General features: G+C 67.2%; 13 protein-coding genes. 9 read left to right on the top strand and 4 right to left on the bottom strand.

The window, feature by feature from the left end; translation table 11 throughout:
* Window positions 1-91: 91 nt before the first annotated feature.
* Window positions 92-922 (top strand): UDP-2,3-diacylglucosamine diphosphatase, encoded by an 831-nt coding sequence (locus Q9235_RS00065; protein ID WP_306224734.1) that lies wholly within the window; start codon window positions 92-94, stop codon window positions 920-922.
* Window positions 922-2034, top strand: a complete 1113-nt coding sequence (locus Q9235_RS00060) for a glycosyltransferase family 4 protein (protein WP_306224733.1) — start codon at window positions 922-924, stop codon at window positions 2032-2034. The genes Q9235_RS00065 and Q9235_RS00060 overlap by 1 nt, the downstream gene beginning before the upstream one ends.
* Here Q9235_RS00060 and Q9235_RS00055 read toward each other — a convergent pair.
* Window positions 1970-3763, bottom strand: a complete 1794-nt coding sequence (locus tag Q9235_RS00055) for a cation:proton antiporter domain-containing protein (protein ID WP_306224732.1) — start codon at window positions 3761-3763, stop codon at window positions 1970-1972. The two genes, Q9235_RS00060 and Q9235_RS00055, sit on opposite strands and share 65 nt — an antisense overlap.
* A 218-nt stretch (window positions 3764-3981) precedes the next feature.
* Here Q9235_RS00055 and Q9235_RS00050 point away from each other — a divergent pair, with 218 nt between their 5' ends.
* The 7 genes from Q9235_RS00050 to Q9235_RS00020 all read left to right on the top strand — a co-directional run bounded on the left by Q9235_RS00050 (window position 3982) and on the right by Q9235_RS00020 (window position 12919).
* Window positions 3982-4827 carry an AAA family ATPase gene (locus Q9235_RS00050; protein WP_306224731.1) on the top strand — a complete coding sequence of 282 codons (846 nt, stop codon included), beginning with the start codon at window positions 3982-3984 and terminating at the stop codon, window positions 4825-4827.
* 44 nt (window positions 4828-4871) lie between these two features.
* Window positions 4872-5399, top strand: coding sequence for a SixA phosphatase family protein (locus Q9235_RS00045; RefSeq protein WP_306224730.1), 528 nt, complete (start codon window positions 4872-4874; stop codon window positions 5397-5399).
* A 73-nt stretch (window positions 5400-5472) separates the two neighbouring features.
* A complete protein-coding gene (locus Q9235_RS00040; protein WP_306228473.1) occupies window positions 5473-6858 on the top strand; it encodes a YcjX family GTP-binding protein in 1386 nt (461 codons plus the stop codon).
* A 13-nt stretch (window positions 6859-6871) separates the two neighbouring features.
* Complete coding sequence (locus Q9235_RS00035) at window positions 6872-7885, top strand: YcjF family protein (RefSeq protein ID WP_306224729.1); 1014 nt, start codon at window positions 6872-6874, stop codon at window positions 7883-7885.
* Between the two features lie 177 nt (window positions 7886-8062).
* Window positions 8063-9463 (top strand): flagellar hook protein FlgE, encoded by a 1401-nt coding sequence (locus Q9235_RS00030; protein ID WP_306224728.1) that lies wholly within the window; start codon window positions 8063-8065, stop codon window positions 9461-9463.
* A 59-nt stretch (window positions 9464-9522) separates the two neighbouring features.
* Window positions 9523-11394 (top strand): flagellar hook-associated protein FlgK, encoded by a 1872-nt coding sequence (flgK, locus tag Q9235_RS00025; protein ID WP_306224727.1) that lies wholly within the window; start codon window positions 9523-9525, stop codon window positions 11392-11394.
* Window positions 11395-11401: 7 nt separating this feature from the next.
* Complete coding sequence (locus Q9235_RS00020; protein ID WP_306224726.1) at window positions 11402-12919, top strand: flagellin; 1518 nt, start codon at window positions 11402-11404, stop codon at window positions 12917-12919.
* 87 nt (window positions 12920-13006) lie between these two features.
* Here the strand turns inward: Q9235_RS00020 and flaF are convergent, their stop codons facing one another.
* The 3 genes from flaF to Q9235_RS00005 are packed head-to-tail and all read right to left on the bottom strand — an operon-like array spanning window position 13007 to window position 14607.
* Window positions 13007-13378 (bottom strand): flagellar biosynthesis regulator FlaF, encoded by a 372-nt coding sequence (gene flaF, locus Q9235_RS00015; RefSeq protein ID WP_306224725.1) that lies wholly within the window; start codon window positions 13376-13378, stop codon window positions 13007-13009.
* Window positions 13362-13754, bottom strand: a complete 393-nt coding sequence (gene flbT / locus Q9235_RS00010; RefSeq protein WP_306224724.1) for a flagellar biosynthesis repressor FlbT — start codon at window positions 13752-13754, stop codon at window positions 13362-13364. Before flbT ends, flaF begins: the two co-directional genes overlap by 17 nt.
* 49 nt (window positions 13755-13803) lie before the next feature.
* Window positions 13804-14607 (bottom strand): flagellin, encoded by an 804-nt coding sequence (locus Q9235_RS00005; RefSeq protein WP_306224723.1) that lies wholly within the window; start codon window positions 14605-14607, stop codon window positions 13804-13806.
* Window positions 14608-14686: the final 79 nt, after the last annotated feature.

The raw sequence follows: 14686 nt of genomic DNA, 5'->3' as shown, positions 1-14686 counted from the left end.
TACCCAGATCATGGATTGGCCGCGTCGTCATCAAAGCGCAACGCAAATCAGACACACGGCCCTCGCATCGCAGCAGCAGGGGCTTTCCGGCATGAGCGACGAGGACGATACCAAGCGGGTCCGCAGCATCTTCATCTCGGATCTGCACCTGGGCACCCGCGGGGCCCAGGCCGATCTCGTGCTGGAGTTCCTGCGCGCCTATGATGCGCCGCAGATCTATCTCATCGGCGACATCATCGACGGCTGGCGCCTGAAAAGCGGTTGGTATTTCCCGCAGGCGCATAACGACGTGATCCAGAAGCTGCTGCGCAAGGTGCGCAAGGGCTCGAAGCTGATCTACGTCACCGGCAACCACGACGATTTCCTGCGCGATTTCACCGGCCTGCAGTTCGGCGGCATCACGCTGGTCGACGAGATCATCCACGAGACGGCCGACGGCAAGCGCATGCTCGTCATCCATGGCGACCTGTTCGATCTCGTGGTTCGCAACGCCAAATGGCTCGCGCTGCTCGGCGACTGGGCCTACACGGTGGCGCTCGCACTCAACATGGCGATCAACCGGGTGCGCCGCGTCCTGCGCCTGCCGCATTGGTCGCTCTCGGCCTGGGCCAAGGCCAAGGTCAAGAACGCTGTGAACTATATCGGCGAGTTCGAGACCTGCCTCGCCACCGAGGCGCGCCGCCACAAGGCCGATGGCGTGATCTGCGGCCATATCCACCATGCCGCGCAGCGCGAGATCGACGGCCTGACCTACCTCAATACCGGCGATTGGGTGGAAAGCTGCACCGCCTTCGTCGAACACGAGGATGGCCGCTTCGAATTGATCCGCTGGCCGCAGGGCCGCATGAAGACGATGCCTACCGAGCCGCTAGCGATGCCGGCGCGGCCGGCTCCGGTTCGGGACTTGATCGAGGCGGCGTGATGCGAGTTCTCATCGCGACCGATGCCTGGCGGCCCCAGGTCAACGGCGTGGTGCGCTCGCTGGAGCAGATGATCCAGGCGGCGCCCGGACTCGGGATCACGGCGCAGGCGCTGACGCCGGAGGGTTTCCACCAGGTGGGCCTGCCGAGTTATCCCGATATCCGGTTAGCGCTCGCGACCCGCCGGGCGCTGGCAGCGCGGATCGCCGATTTCGCGCCGGACCATATCCATATCGCGACCGAGGGGCCGATCGGCTGGCTGACGCGGGCCGTCTGCCTCGCCCAGAAGCGGCCGTTCACGACGAGCTATCACACGCGGTTCCCGCAATATATCGCGGCGCGCTGGCCGATACCCGAGAGCTGGAGCTACCGGCTGCTGCGCCGCTTCCATGGTCCGGCCGCTGCCGTGATGGTCTCGACCGCGACGGTGGAGGAGGAACTGCGCCAGCACGGCTTCGAGAAGCTGGTGCGCTGGGGGCGGGGCGTCGATCTCAGCCTGTTCCATCCGCGCCCGCAGAGCCTGCTCGACCTGCCGCGACCGATCTTCCTCTATGTCGGCCGGGTCGCGGTCGAGAAGAATGTCGAGGCCTTCCTGTCGCTCAAGCTGCCGGGCAGCAAGGTCGTGGTCGGTGACGGGCCGGCACGGCCCGATCTCGAACGCACCTTTCCCGAGGCCCGCTTCCTCGGCCTGAAGGAGGGCGAGGAACTGGCCGGGATCTATGCCTCCTCGGACGTCTTCGTCTTTCCAAGCCTGACCGACACGTTCGGCATCGTCCTGCTGGAGGCGGCAGCGAGCGGCTTGCCCGTCGCTGCCTTCCCGGTGCAGGGGCCGCGCGACGTCTTCGCCGGCAGCGGCGCGGCGGTGCTGGACGAGGATCTGCGCAGCGCCGCGATGCAGGCGCTCAGGGTGCCGCGCGAGGCCTGCCTTGAACTGGCGGCGTGCCATAGCTGGGCGGCGAGCGCGGCGCAGTTCTACGGCCATATCCGGCGCGTGGCGCGCGAAGCCGGTTATTTCCCGCGCGAGCCGGAGGCGCCGGCCACCACCACGCTTACAGCCTTCGCGAGCGGGCGTGGCGGGGAAGGGCGCGGGCTGCCGCATCGCCTGCCGGCTTGAGCTGGGCGCGGAAGCCGTCGCGCCGCTCGTGAACCGAGGCGATGACGAGACCCATCGGCACGCCGAGGCCGACCAGCGCCGCTTCCGACAATTGCAGGCTGGCCTCGATGGTTTCGGGAACCGCGTCGTTGACGCCGATCTCGTAGAGGTGGCGGGCATGAGTCGCATCGCGGGCACGGGCGACGATGACGATGTCCGGCCGCAGCGAGCGCGCCGCGAGGACGATGGCGTCGACCGCGCGGGGATTATCGATCGTCACGATCAGAGCCGTCGCTTCCTCCAGGCCGCAGAGGCGCAGGAACTCGGGCTTGGTCGCGTCGCCGTAATAGGCGGGGCGGCCGGCGCGCCTTTGTGCGGTGATCAGCGAAGCATCGGCGTCGATGACGATATGGGACTTGCCGTGCTCGTCCAGCATCGAGCCGACGAGACGGCCGACGCGGCCGCCGCCGACGACGATCGCACGGGGTGCATGGTCGTCCGGCGGCAGGACCGCGGCTTCATCGGGCAGCATGACCGGCGTCGCCAGCTTCTGCGCGAGATTGCGGGCGATGCGGGCCAGCAGCGGCAGCGCGACCATGGTCAGCGAGACGGCGGCCAGCACGATGCTGGTGGCGCCGGGATCGATCAGCTTGGCGCCGGTCGCGGCATTGAGCAGCACGAAGGCGAATTCCCCGCCGGGCGCGACCAGCATCGCCGTTTCGAGCGCAGTCGCCGTTGCCAGCCGGAAGCGGCGGGCCAGCACGAAGATGATGCTGCCCTTGAGCAGGACGAGCCCGGCCGCGCCGCCGAGGATCGCAAAGGGATGGGCCGCGATATCGGCCGGGTTCACGCCCATGCCGACCGTGAGGAAGAAGACGCCGATCAGCAGCGACTTGAACGGGTCGATCGTGACCTCGATCGCGCGGCGGAACTCCGTCTCGGCGAGCAGCAGCCCCGCGATGAAGGCCCCTAGTCCCATGGAGAGGCCAGCGGCTGCCGCGATCAGGCCGGTGCCGAGCGCGGTCAGTAGCGTCGCGGCCATGAAGCTTTCGGTCGAATCGGTCGAGGCGACCAGCCGGAACAGCGGACGCAAAGCCAGCCGGCCGATGACGACGATGACGGCGATGGCGACGAAGGCCTGGATGAAAGCCTGGGCCAGGCCGGCGAGCAGAGAGCCCGAGCCGTTCTGGGCGTCGAGCACGCTGATCAGGAACAACAGCGGGATGACCGCGAGATCCTGGCAGAGCAGGATGGCGAAGCTGGAGCGGCCGGCCGATGTCGTCATCCGCTTTTTGGCGGCCAATAGTTCGACGACCATCGCGGTCGAGGACAAAGCGAGGCCGAAGCCGATGATCAGCGCCGCTGCCGCGGGCTGGCCGAGCGCATAGGCGAAGAAGCCGATCGCGGCGGCACAGAGCCCGACCTGGCCGAGCCCGAGGCCGAAGACGAGGCGCTTCATCGTCATCAGGCGCTCGAAGGAGAGTTCCAGCCCGATGACGAAGAGCAGGAAGGCGACGCCGAGCTCGGCCGGTCCGGCCAGCGCTTCCGCGTTCGAGACCGTGATCGTGCTCAGCAGCGGAAGCCTGGCTGCGAGGCCTCCGAGACCGTAGGGGCCGAGCAGGGCGCCGCAAGCGACGAAGGCGATGATCGAGTTGACCCTGAGGCTCTTGGCCAGCGGCACGACCACGCCGGCCGTCGCGAGTACGACGACGGCGTCCTTGTAGACGGAGGGGTCGACTGTTCCGGCCAAAAGGGCTGACCTTGCGATTCGAGGGCTTGCGGGCTGCGCCGGCAACTCTTGCGGTTTGCGGCGTCGCAGCACAACCTTGGAATCGTCATGGCGGGCAGAAATTCGCGTTACGGCGCGAGCCTTTAGGTAGGGATGCTCAGGTGCCTCGGGCGAAAAAGCGGTTTCCGCGCCCGCAATGGATGGGCTAGCGTCCGGCCAATCGTTCAGAAGGACTGCCCATGCGTTTTGCCGGCACTGAAAACTACGTCGCGACGGAGGATCTCACCGTCGCCGTCAATGCCGCGATCCGGCTGGAACGTCCGCTGCTGGTGAAGGGCGAGCCCGGCACGGGCAAGACGGTGCTGGCCGAGGAGGTCGCCGCCGCGCTCGGCGCGCCGCTCATCACCTGGCACATCAAGTCGACGACCAAGGCGCAGCAGGGCCTCTACGAATACGATGCGGTGAGCCGCTTGCGCGACAGCCAGCTCGGCGACCCCCGCGTCTCCGAGATCGGCAATTACATCAAGCGCGGCAAGCTCTGGGAGGCTTTCGTCGCGCCGGTCCGGCCGGTGCTATTGATCGACGAGATCGACAAGGCCGATATCGAATTCCCCAACGACCTGCTGCTCGAGCTCGATCGCATGGAATTCCATGTCTACGAGACCGGCGAGACGATCAAGGCGGCGCAGCGGCCGGTGATGATCATCACCTCGAACAACGAGAAGGAATTGCCCGACGCGTTCCTGCGCCGCTGCTTCTTCCACTATATCCGCTTCCCCGACGCGGAGACGATGCAGGCGATCGTCGAGGTGCATTTTCCCGGTATCAAGAAGCGCCTGATGGAAGAGGCGCTGCGCCTGTTCTTCGAGGTGCGTGAGGTGCCCGGCATCAAGAAGAAGCCCTCGACCTCCGAACTGCTCGACTGGCTCAAGCTCCTCGTCGCCGAGGATATCGGGCCGGAGGTGCTGCGCGAGCGCGATCCGCGCAAGCTGATCCCGCCGCTGCACGGGGCGCTGCTCAAGAACGAGCAGGATGTCTCGCTGTTCGAGAAGCTCGCCTTCATGGCCCGGCGCGAGAGCCGGTGAGGCTACCCCTCGCAAATCGGCTCCGGCATCGCTAGGTTCTTCCCATGCGACGCCTCATGCTACTGCGCCACGCCAAGTCCCACTGGCCCACGGGTGTGGCCGACCGCGACCGACCGCTCGCGGTGCGCGGGCGCGAGGCCGCTCCGGTGATGGGGCGCTATCTCGCCGACGAATTGCTGCTCCCCGATCTCGTGCTGATCTCGCCGGCCAAGCGCACGGCCGAGACCTGGGAGATGGTCGCGCCGATGCTGCCCGAGAAGCCGGCGACGCAGTACGAGCCGCGCATCTACGAGGCCAAGGTCGAGCGCCTGCTCGAGGTCGTGCAGGAGGTCGAGGGCGATGTCCGGACCCTCCTGCTGATCGGCCATAATCCCGGCTTCGAGGAGCTGGCGCATCTGCTGACCGGCCATGGCGATCGCTATGCCTCGGCGCGGATGAGCCAGAAATATCCGACCTGCGGGCTCGCCGTAATCGATTTCGCCACCGAGCACTGGTACGCGGTCGCGGCGCGCGAGGGCAGGCTCGACCGCTTCGTGACCCCGGGATCGCTGGGCGAAGGGCCCGACGAATGATCGCCGCGGCATCGTGAGCGACACCTCCTATATCGACAGCGCCCGCAATGCGGCTCTCGCCTTCGGCGACAGCATGCTCGGGCTTGCGCGCCCGCGGCTGCGGATCGGCATCACCGGCCTGTCGCGCTCGGGCAAGACGGTCTTCACCACCGCCCTGATCCAGAATCTGATCGAAGGCGCGAAGCTGCCGGTGCTGAAGGCTTCGTCCGAGGGTCGCATCGCCCGTGTGCGGCTGGTGCCGCAACCTGATCCGGACGTGCCGCGCTTTCCCTATGAGGCGCATCGTGCCGCCATGAACGGCGAGGATCGGCGTTGGCCGGAATCGACCCGGCGCATCTCCGAGCTCAGGGTCGAGATCGACTACGAGCGCGCGGCCGGCTGGTTCAAGGGGCCGGCGACGCTGACGCTCGACATCGTCGACTATCCCGGCGAATGGCTGCTCGACCTCGCCTTGATCGGGCAGGACTACAAGGCGTGGTCGGCGCAGGCCGTGGCCGATGCCCGCAAGGCACATCGGCGCGAGGCCGCAGCGGAGTGGCTGGCGGACCTGCCGGGACGCGATCCGGACGGGGCGCCGGACGAGCTTGCGGCGGAAGCGGCGAGCGATCTGTTCAAGGGCTATCTCGCCCGGCTGCGGGCCGATCCCGAGGCGGTCGCGGTGACGCCGCCCGGGCGCTTCCTGATGCCGGGTGATCTCGAAGGCTCGCCGGCGCTGACCTTCGCGCCGCTCGATCTCGGCCATGACCGCGACGTGCGTCCGGGCACGCTCGCGGCGCTGATGGCGGAGCGGTTCGAGGCCTATAAGCGCGTCGTGGTGACGCCGTTCTTCCGCGATCATTTCGCCAGGCTCGACCGCCAGATCGTGCTGGTCGACGTGCTCGCCGCACTCGACGCCGGGGCGCCGGCTCTGGCCGATCTCGAAACTGCCTTGGGGCAGGCACTCGCGGCCTTCTCGGTCGGGCGCAATTCCTGGCTGTCGAGCCTGTTCGCGCCGCGGATCGAGCGCGTGCTCTTCGCTGCGACCAAGGCCGACCATATCCACCATGCGAGCCATGACCGGCTGGCGGCGGTGATGTCGCATCTGGTCGGGCGGGCGCTGTCGCGGGCGCAAGGCGCAGGCGCGCGGGTCGAGGCCATGGCGCTGGCGGCCGTGCGGGCAACCCATGAGGTCCGGATCAAGGAAGGGCGCGAGGAGTTGCCGGCCATCGCCGGGGTGCCGGAGGCGGGCGAGACGATCGACGGGCAGGTCTTCGACGGCACCGCGGAAGCGGCCATCTTCCCCGGCGAGTTGCCCGAGCGGCCCGAAGCGATCTTCGATCCCAAGGCACATTGGCAGGTCAGGGCGCCGCGCTTCCGGCCGCCATTGGTCGGGCCGGATGCGGGCGGGCGCCTGAAGCCACCGCCGCAGATCCGCCTTGACCGTGCGCTGGAATTCCTGATTGGCGACAAGCTGGCATGAACGGGGTTTCGCGATGAGCAAGGCACCGCGCGCGATCCGCCTCGATACTTCCCAGCCGGGCGGGTCAATCGCCGAGGCCCCGCTGCGGCAGGGCGATCTCGCCATCCTGCCGGAGAGCGAGCCGATCGATGCCGCCGTGCCCGTCGCGCCCGTGAAAGCCAGGCGGGGTTTCTCCTGGGGCTCGCTGTTCGTGGCCGGCCTGTCCGGCTTCCTGGCGCTGGCAGCCGGCGTCTGGGTCGAGAACACCATCCGCTCGCTGATGAGCCAGAACCCGGCGCTCGGCTATGCCGCGCTGGTCTGTGCGGCTGTCGCGACGCTGGCGCTTCTGGTCATGCTCGGGCGGGTGCTGCGCGACATCCTGCGCGAGCGCAAGGTCGAGGCTTTGCGCGACCGCGCCGTGGCGGTACTGGCCGGCGGCACGCCCGATGAAGGCCGGGCGATCGCCGGCGAGCTCGTCGCGCTCTACAAGGGGCGGGCGCAGACGGCGCAGGGCCGCGCCGCCCTGCAGGAGGCGCTGCCGCAGCTCTTCGCGGCGCGCGACATGCTGACGGTGGCGGAACGCAGCCTGCTCGCGCCGCTCGATGCGCTGGCGACCGCGCAGATCGCGCAGGCGGCGCGGCGCGTCTCGCTGGTCACGGCAGTCAGTCCGCGGGCGCTGGTCGATGTCGTCTTCGTACTGGTCGCCTGTGCGCGATTGCTGCGCTCCATCGCCGGCATCTATGCCGGGCGGCCCGGCACTCTCGGTCTGCTCCGGCTGGCGCGGCAGGTGATGAACCATCTCGTCCTGACCGGCGGCATGGCGGCGGGCGATGCCGTGATCCAGCAAGTGGTTGGGCAGGGGCTCGCGGCGCGGCTTTCGGCCAAGCTCGGCGAGGGCGTCATCAACGGAATGCTGACCGCCCGGATCGGACTGGCGGCGCTTGCAGTCTGCCGGCCCTTACCCTTCGTAGAAGCCACCTCGCCGACGCTGTCGGATGTCGCGGGCGATCTCGGCGGCTGGCGCGGCGAGAAGGACGGGGACGCCTGAACCCGGCAGAATCTGCCGGTGAGGGCGATTCTGCCCGGTTCCGAATGCCGTTTAATGTTCCGTAAACGATCCAACTCCTTGAAATAGCACGATGCCGCGCGTGGCACGCCCCGTGCAGAACCTCGCCTCGAAAGTTGTGGGCCGCCCTTGGGGGCTGCCGGTCGAGGTGAGGGTTCCATGGGTGTTTTCAGCGCGCTGACCACGGCGGTTTCCGGAATGACGGCGCAGTCCTATGCGCTCGAGAACATCTCCGGAAACATCGCCAACTCGCGGACGGCGGGCTACAAGCGCGTCGATACCGCCTTCGCCGATCTCGTGCCGGATGCGGCGTTGCGACGGCAGGTCGCCGGTTCGGTCCAGGCCTTCAGCCAGGCGACGAACTCGATCCAGGGCGATCTCAACCCGACCCGCATCGACACCAATATCGCGATCAACGGCGACGGCTTCTTCGTGGTCGACCAGCGCCAGAGCGGCGTCGGCGCCAATACGCAGTTCGCCAACACCAACCTCTACACCCGCCGCGGCGATTTCGACTTCGACGCCAACGGCTATCTGGTCAACGGCGCGGGCTACTATCTCAAGGGCCTGAAGATCGACCAGGTGACCGGCCAGCTCATCGGCACGCAGCCGGACGTGCTGCGCATCACCAAGGAACAGTTCCCGGCCAAGGCGACGACCTCGATCGAGTACCGCGCCAATATCCCGGCCGTGCCGGCGACGACGCAGAAGACTCAAGGCGGCACGGAATTCCTCAACCCCGCCTCTGTCACGGCGGCTGGCGCGGCACCGAACCCCTATGCCGGCAACGCGGCCGTCATGGGCAACAGTATCAGCAGCTTCCTGGCGACCTCGATCCCGGGCGGGTCGGTCACCGTCTATGACACGCTCGGCAAGGCCACCAGCGTCGAGATGCGCTGGGCCAAGATCGACAACGGCAACCCGGCCGCGGTTCCGCCGACGACCGGCACCTGGGGCCTGTTCGTGGCGCAGGATACCAGCGCGACGGGCGCCGGCCAGGTCGCCTATGTTCAGGCCGGCCAGAACGTCACCTTCGGCACCACCGGGCAGATGGTGACCCCGGCGACCGGCGACATCACGCTGCCGACCATGACGATCAACGGCACCACCATCACCGGCATCAACCTGACGACCGGCGGCAATGGCGTGACCCAGAACGGCGATGTCAGCGGCCAGATCGATGCGCGCAGCATCCGTCAGGACGGCTACACCGCGGGCACGCTCGACCGCGTCTCGGTCTCAGCCGAAGGCCAGGTGATCGGCACCTTCAGCAACGGCCAGGTCGTGGCGCTCGCCCAGGTCTCGGTTGCCCGCTTCAACGCCGACAACTCGCTGAAGCGCCTCGATGGCGGCGCTTTCGAGGAGACGATCGAATCCGGTCCCCCGATCATCGGTCTCGGCACTTCGCAGATGGTCGGTGGCAGCGTCGAGCAGTCGAACACCGATATCGCCGACGAATTCTCCAAGATGATCGTCACCCAGCAGGCCTACTCGGCCAACACCAAGGTCATCACCACCGCCCAGGAGATGCTGAGCGCGGTGTTCAACATCATCCGCTGAACGACATAGCTGCCTAAGCCGCGGCCCAGAAGGGCCGCGTCTCGCAACAGGAGTTGACGATGGGCCTGAGCACTTCCCTCAACACGGCGATCGGCGGCCTCAACGCCGCGCAGGTCGGCATCGGCGTCGTTTCGCAGAACGTCGCCAATGCGGGGACGACGGGCTATGTCCGGCGCACGGTTTCGACCGCCGACAGCCTCTCCGGGCTGACGGTCGGCGTGCAGAGCACGCAGGTCCAACGGCTGCTCGACAAGATCGTCCAGCACCAGCTCTGGCAGGAGGCCTCGGGCGCCGCCTATACGTCGACCCGCGCGAGTTCGCTGTCCAATCTCGACAAGCTCTATGGGGCGCCGGGCAGCGCCACCGCGCTGGACACGATCTTCAACAAGTTCACCGGGGCGCTGCAGTCGCTCCAGAACGACCCCTCGTCCTACAGCCTGCGCTCGCAGGTGCTCGACAATGCGACGCAGCTCGCACGCCAGCTCAACACGCTGTCCAACGGCGTGCAGGCCCTGCGCGGCCAGGCGGAAGCCGGCATCGCCAGCGCCGTCACCAAGGTCAACGACCTGCTGGGCGCGCTCTCCAAGGTCAATACCCGCATCGTCGGCAGCCCGAACGACAGTGCGACCGCTGCCCTGAAGGACCAGCGCGACCTGATCCTGTCCGAGCTGTCGCAATACGTCGACATCAAGACGACGGAGGATGCGCGCGGCTCGGTCAGCGTCGTCACCGGCTCGGGCACGCAGCTCTTCGACGGTACCGCGGCCGTCACCTTCAAGTTCGACGAGCATCCCGGCCTCGGGCCGGACGACCAGTGGAATATCGACCCGGCCAGGCGCGGGGTCGGCACGATCAAGATCGTCGATGCGTCCGGGAACGCCTCGGATGCGGTCGCGAACCGGATCTTCCGCTCGGGCGAGATCGCGGCCAATCTCGAACTGCGCGACAAGACGCTGGTCCAGGCCCAGGCGCAGCTCGACGAGATCGCCGCGCAGATGTCGAAGGCGCTGTCGGACCGCGAGATCGCCGGCACGCCGGTCACGGCTGGCGCCGCGACGGGCTTCGATGTCGATCTCGCGGGCCTGCAATCCGGCAATTCGGTCACGCTGGACTACAAGGTCACGCCCGGCGGGCAGACCCAGCGCTTTACTTTCGTGCGCGTCGATTCCGCGGCGTCGTTGCCCCTGCCGGCTTCGGCGAGCGGCGACGCCAATAACCGCGTCATCGGCATTGATTTCTCGGGCGGGCCCGCTTCCGTCGCGGCGCAGATCCAGGCGGCGGTCGGCACCGGCTTCACGGTATCGAACACGGGCACGACGCTGCGCATCGTCGATGACGGTGCCGCCGGGACGCGGGATGTCGTCGGGCTGACGGCCCGGCCGACGAACTCCGTTCTCGCTTCCGTGGGTGGCGCGGTCGAATTACCCTTCTTCGTAGACGGCTCTTCCGGGAACGTCTTCACCGGCTCCTATGACGGTGGGTCCCAGGCCACGGGCTTTGCCGCCCGGATCGCCGTCAACCCGGCCCTGATCGCCGATCGCTCGCTGCTGGTCGCCTACAACACCTCGCCGGCGACGGCGCAAGGCGACGCAACCCGGCCGAAGCTGATGCTGGATCGGCTGACGCAGAGCCAGCGCGCCATCACCAATGCATCCGGGCTCGACGGCAACAGCGCCAGCTCGAGCACGACGGTGGCGAATTTCGTCCAGCGCGTCGTGTCCTCGCAGGGGCAGGCGGTCGAGGCGGCAAAGCGGCTCGACGAAGGCCAGCAGGTGGCGCTCGCCTCGATCCAGAGTCGTTTTCAGCAGACATCCCAGGTCAATGTCGACCAGGAGATGTCGATGCTGATCGAACTCCAGACCGCCTATGCCGCCAATGCCCGCATCATCTCCACGATGAAGGAGATGATGGACGTGCTGATGAGAGTGTGAGGCCGCAATGACCATCACCAGCTACGGCACCGGCGCCTATCGCGCGGCCAAGCCCAACGAGTTCGTCTCGACCCGGGCCCAGTTCGACGATCTCCAGCGCCAGCTCGACACCAAGCAGCGCAGCACCAGCTACGGCGATCTCGGCATCGACAGGCGCGTCAGCCTCGATCTCAACAGCAAGGTCGCGCAGATCGATTCCTGGCTGAGCGGCATCGAGCTGACCAGCGTCAATCTCAAGCTGCAGACCGCCTCGGTCGAGAACTTCACCAAGCTCACCAACGAGACGCGTAACGATACGCGCTCCAACAGCTACATGCCGAGCGCCAGCGGCCGCTCGTCGCCGCAGGTGCTGGCGGAGGAGAAGTTCAAGCAGACGCTCGACCTGCTGAACATCGCCGTGAACGGCCGCTACCTGTTCTCCGGGAAGACCTCCGACACGCAGCCGACCGCCGGCTTCGGCGAGATCGTCAATGGTGATGGCGCCGGCAAGGCCGGCCTGAAGCAGTTGATCGACGAGCGCCGGCAGGCCGATCTCGGCTCCGGCCAGGGCCGGCTGACCGTGGGTGGCGCCGGCACGACGGCGACGATCGGCGAAGAGGCGACGGTCCACCCCTACGGCTTCAAGATCGGGGGCATCACCGGCAGCTCGGCCGCGCTCGCAACGACCTTCAATCCCGGCCCTCCGGCCGATGTCGCCGTCAATGTCGCCACGCAGCCCGTGGCCGGCGACACCGTGCGCATCGCGCTCAACCTGCCGGACGGAACGCAGGAGGAGGTGGTGCTGACCGCGCGCGCCGCCGGCACCACGGGTTCGGACACCGACAGTTTCGAGATCGGCGTCGATGCCAACGCGACGGCCGCCAACCTGCGGACCGCGATCGGCGCCGCGCTCGGCAAGGAGGCGAAGACCACGCTCTCGGCCGCCTCCTCGCAGGTCGCGGCGCAGGATTTCTTCGCCGGAAGCCTGAACAACCCGCCGAAGCGGGTTCCGGGACCGCCCTTCGCCAGCGCGACGCTGCCGCCGACCAATGCCGGCGCGGCCGCGACCACGGTGATCTGGTATCGCGGCGACGACGGCGCTGACCCGGCACGCAATACGTCCACCGTCCAGGTCGACCAGGGCCAGACCGTCGGTACGGGCGCGCGGGCGAACGAGGAGACGTTCCGCGTCGGCCTCGCCCAGTTCGCGATCATGGCCATCGAGAATTTCCCGGCCGGCGATACCAATTCGCAGACTCGCTACGAGGCGATGACCGCGCGGGTCAGTGAGAAGCTCGGCTTCGGCGGCAGCACGCAGAAGCCGGCCGAGATCATCACCGAGCTGGGCTCGGCCCAGTCGGCGCTGACCAGCGCAAAAGAGCGCCACCAGAGCACCAAGGGCTACCTCAACACGACGCTGGCCGGCGTCGAGAACGTCACCACCGAGGAGGTCGCGACGCAGATCCTGTCCCTGCAGACGCAGTTGCAGGCGAGCTACCAGGTGACCTCGATGCTCTCCAAGCTGTCGCTGACGAACTATCTTTGAGCGCGGTCCGGATCGCCACGCACTCCAAACGAAAACGCCGCCCCGAAAGGGCGGCGTTTTCGTTTGTCCGGTGCTGCGGCGACGCGGTCAGCGCCCGCGCAGGCCGGCGGCGATGTCGCGGTTGATGTTGACCAGGACACCCAGAGATTGCGGCTGCGGATCGGCCGAGATCTTGAAGGTCTGGTTGAAGATGAAATTGGCGAGGCTGACGATATTGGTCTTGATGCCGACCGGGAGGGGATTGTCCTCGGCGATCACGGCGGAGACCAGCAGGGTCCACAGGCGGCGATTATAGGTCAGCGCCTCGTCCAGCTCGCGTTCGCGCAGGTTCCAGTCGTCGGCGACGGCCTGGAGCCGCGTGGCGGCCTTGATCAGGAGGGAGGCTTCGAGTTCGCGAGGCGAAACGACGGATTGGGCAGTCTTGGCCGCAGCAGCGTAGGCGTTAAACCCGTTTTGCATTCTCGATCAATTCCGCTTCATAGACGATCAGCTTTCTGGCCGCCTTGAGAGCTTTATAGAGGTCGTCGCTTAAGATGCGGTTATTGATCTCGTGAACATGCGGCAGAGCGCTGGGCGCCGCATTGATGAAATCGCGCACGAGCTGGAAATAGGTCTCGTGCTCATGCGTCGGATCCTGCGCCAGGTACATGAGCTGGATCGCGAGATAGATCTTCTTCGCCGGTGTGTCGGCGGTGGCGGCGGTCAGGATGTCCTTCTCGCGCAGGATGGGTGCGTCGCCCTCGATGAAGAAGCGCGTGCGTTGCTCGTCGTTGCGGATCACCACCTGGCCGATGATGATGCGCTCGCGCGGCTTGAGTTCGACCTTGAGGGCCATGGCGGTCCTGCCTTCTGGCTGGAGGGGAGGGCGGGCGGCGTCTTCGGCGTCAGCCGAAGAGCCGGAGCACGCCCTGGTCGGCCTGGTTGGCCAGCGACAGCGCCGTCTGCGAAAGCTGCTGGCGGGTGTTGAGGGCCAGCAGGCTCGCGCCTTCCTCGTTCGGATCGGCCAGGACGAGGTTGCCGGCGCCGGTGGTCAGAACGTTGGCCAGTTCCTTGGTGAAGTCCTGGCGGGTCTGGGCGACCGAGAGATTGGAGCCCAGCGTCGAGGCGAGCGATTTCAGCGAGGTCAGGGCGCCGGTCAGCGAGGCGGTCGCCTTGTCGAGATCGGCATCGTTCTGGAAATTGACGAAGCCGGTCAGCTGCGTGTTGATCGCGCGCGAGATGCCGAGATTGTCGGCTGTCAGATTCGAGCCCTGGATATCAAGCTTGGTCTGGTTCTTGCCGGTCTTCTCGTTGAAGGTGATCGAGAGACGGTCGCCGGCGAGCAGGTTGATGCCGTTGAAGCTCGAGTCCTTGGCGAGATCGTCGATCTTGTCGCGCAGGTCGTTGAACTGGTCGATCAGGTTGGAGCGGACCGAAGAGGTGATGCTCTGCCCCCTGATCGCGGTCGCGAGCACAGCGTCGCCGGGGACGAAGCCCAGGACGGCGTTGCTGGTGCCGGTTCCGGCTGCGGTGATCGCGGCGGCATCGGCGAGCGCAACGTCCGCGGCGGAGGCCGAAGCCGGGTCGGCCTTGCCGAAGCCGAATTCGAGCGGCTCCGAGCCGTTGCCCTTGACGTTGAGCTGGCCCTTCTCGTCGACGAAGGCGGTGCCGATGCCGGACTTGTTGATCTGATTGACGATGTCACGCATCGTCACGTTCTGGCTGTCGAATGCAGCCGTGTAAGTGTTGGAGCCGGACTTCAGCGAGATCGCGAAGCGGGTGCCGTTC

Origin of the sequence: Bosea beijingensis (assembly GCF_030758975.1) — a bacterium.
Lineage (GTDB): Bacteria > Pseudomonadota > Alphaproteobacteria > Rhizobiales > Beijerinckiaceae > Allobosea > Allobosea beijingensis.
The sequence above is the reverse complement of the archived record's forward strand: the minus strand, read 5'-3'. Positions and strand labels throughout refer to the sequence as shown.

Excerpts from the sequence above, each read along its gene's own strand:
- Q9235_RS00065 (WP_306224734.1), top strand. The coding sequence starts at position 92 with ATGAGCGACGAGGACGATACCAAGCGGGTCCGCAGCATCTTCATCTCG.
- Q9235_RS00060 (WP_306224733.1), top strand. The coding sequence starts at position 922 with ATGCGAGTTCTCATCGCGACCGATGCCTGGCGGCCCCAGGTCAACGGC.
- Q9235_RS00050 (WP_306224731.1), top strand. The coding sequence starts at position 3,982 with ATGCGTTTTGCCGGCACTGAAAACTACGTCGCGACGGAGGATCTCACC.
- Q9235_RS00045 (WP_306224730.1), top strand. The coding sequence starts at position 4,872 with ATGCGACGCCTCATGCTACTGCGCCACGCCAAGTCCCACTGGCCCACG.
- Q9235_RS00040 (WP_306228473.1), top strand. The coding sequence starts at position 5,473 with ATGCTCGGGCTTGCGCGCCCGCGGCTGCGGATCGGCATCACCGGCCTG.
- Q9235_RS00035 (WP_306224729.1), top strand. The coding sequence starts at position 6,872 with ATGAGCAAGGCACCGCGCGCGATCCGCCTCGATACTTCCCAGCCGGGC.
- Q9235_RS00030 (WP_306224728.1), top strand. The coding sequence starts at position 8,063 with ATGGGTGTTTTCAGCGCGCTGACCACGGCGGTTTCCGGAATGACGGCG.
- flgK (WP_306224727.1), top strand. The coding sequence starts at position 9,523 with ATGGGCCTGAGCACTTCCCTCAACACGGCGATCGGCGGCCTCAACGCC.
- Q9235_RS00020 (WP_306224726.1), top strand. The coding sequence starts at position 11,402 with ATGACCATCACCAGCTACGGCACCGGCGCCTATCGCGCGGCCAAGCCC.
- flaF (WP_306224725.1), bottom strand. The coding sequence starts at position 13,378 with ATGCAAAACGGGTTTAACGCCTACGCTGCTGCGGCCAAGACTGCCCAA.
- flbT (WP_306224724.1), bottom strand. The coding sequence starts at position 13,754 with ATGGCCCTCAAGGTCGAACTCAAGCCGCGCGAGCGCATCATCATCGGC.
- Q9235_RS00005 (WP_306224723.1), bottom strand. The coding sequence starts at position 14,607 with ATGCGTGACATCGTCAATCAGATCAACAAGTCCGGCATCGGCACCGCC.